The sequence below is a fragment of the Rhodoplanes roseus genome, assembly GCF_003258865.1.
Classification (GTDB): domain Bacteria; phylum Pseudomonadota; class Alphaproteobacteria; order Rhizobiales; family Xanthobacteraceae; genus Rhodoplanes; species Rhodoplanes roseus.
Genome location: NZ_NPEX01000679.1, coordinates 1 through 389, shown reverse-complemented (window position 1 = coordinate 389; position 389 = coordinate 1). Strand labels below are relative to the sequence as shown.

At 60.4% G+C, this 389-nt stretch carries 1 protein-coding gene; it reads right to left on the bottom strand.

Annotated elements, in window-relative coordinates:
• Positions 1-389 (bottom strand): mechanosensitive ion channel domain-containing protein (locus tag CH341_RS31950; protein ID WP_146604735.1); only part of this gene is annotated, 389 nt, incomplete at both ends.

Genomic DNA, 389 nt, shown 5'->3' with positions numbered 1-389 from the left:
TCGCCGAGCGAAATCGTGTCCCCCGGTTTGATCGACTTGTCGAGAAGGATGATCATGCCGCTGATGAAGTTCGACACGACTTTCTGGAGGCCGAAGCCTATGCCGACACCGACCGCGCCGGAGAAGACCGTGAGCGCGGTCAGGTCCACACCGACGGCCGAGAGCGCTGTTGCCGCCGCCGCGATGATGAGTGCGAATTTGACGACTTTTCCAAGAAGCACGCGGATCGTGGGCGTCAGATCGCTCGCGCGTTCGAGCCGCTGCTCTACGAAATTGCCGAAGGTGACGGCGAGCCATAAGAGCCCGCTCAGAAGCAGCACAGCCTGGATCAGGAAGAGCAGCGATAGTCGGAAGGATCCGATCTGAAGGGCAGCGGCATCGAGCAATTC